Annotated in this window: 1 pseudogene; it reads right to left on the reverse strand. The window is 39.8% G+C overall.

Annotated features, from left to right (window positions below):
* Nucleotides 1-8: 8 nt before the first annotated feature.
* Nucleotides 9-1,198: pseudogene (locus tag J7384_RS19180) on the reverse strand (IS3 family transposase).
* Between the last annotated feature and the right edge of the window lie 75 nt (nt 1,199-1,273).

Below are 1,273 nucleotides of genomic sequence, written 5' to 3' on the forward strand. Positions count from 1 at the left end.
TGTAGTGGTCAAGTTAAATTGGCCACGGTTTTGTATTGTTTCCAATACCTTTGTTCTGATTCATTCGGACTTAAACCTGCGTTATAACGATGCGGTCTAGTCTGACTGTAATAGCCAATGATGTAATCAGTAATCTCTTTTTTAGCTTGCGCAAAATTACAATAACCCGTTGTTGGTATCCATTCAGTTTTTAAACTTCTAAAGAAGCGCTCCATTGGCGCATTGTCCCAACAGTTACCACGTTGGCTCATACTCTGCGTTATCTGATAACGCCAGATAGTTTGTCTAAATTTACGACTTGTATAATGGCTACCTTGATCTGAGTGAAATATCACATCAGAAGGCTTACCTCGGCTTTCATAAGCCATCATTAAAGCTTTACTCGTTAATGCGCTATCAGGCGATAACGACATTGACCAGCCAACAGGCTTACGAGCAAATAAGTTGATAACAACGGCTAAATAAGCCCAACGATTACCAACCCATACATAAGTGACATCACCGCACCAAACGGTATTTGGCTCAATAACATCAAACTGCCTATCAAGTAGATTCGGTATCTCAACATGCTCTTTAGCACCTTTTTTATAGCTATGCTGAGGCATTTGACAGCTAACGAGTTCAAGCTCTCGCATCAGCTTGGTTGCGCGATAACGGCTTAAATCAAATCCTCGGTTAGTTGCTATATCTGCTATGGTTCTAGCACCTACCGACCCGTTACTCTCTCGGTGAATTTGCTTAACTTCACTAAGCAAACGAAGCTTATCTGCTGAAATTGATTTATCCCTGAGATGCCAATATTTATAGCTACTGCGGTGAACCTCAAACACCTCGCATAACATTTTTATGCTGTACTTCGCCTTATTGCTCTGATTGAGTGTTTCGATTAATTCGAATTGTTCAGGGAGTCTGACATCAACAGAGCGGTAGCCTTTTTTAGAATTTTCTTTTCTAATTCAATACGTTATATCTTTTTCTTTAACTCACGAATTTCTATTTGTTCAGGCGTCATTGGTGACGCTTTAGGTACTTTACCAGCACGTTCTTCTTTTAGCTGTTTAACCCATTTACTTATCGTTGAGTAACCAACGCCCATTGCATTAGCTGCTTCTGCATGAGTGTAACCATTGTCGACCACTAATTGAGCAGTTTCTAATTTAAACTCAGGGGCGTAATTCGGTTTTTTCTTCTTTGCCATTTGTCTCACCTAAATAGTTCTGAGATGAATAATAACATCTCTAATTAGGTGGCCAAATTCACTATGCCACTACAG

It is taken from the genome of Endozoicomonas sp. G2_1 (genome assembly GCF_017744155.1).
GTDB lineage: Bacteria > Pseudomonadota > Gammaproteobacteria > Enterobacterales > Alteromonadaceae > JAGHQT01.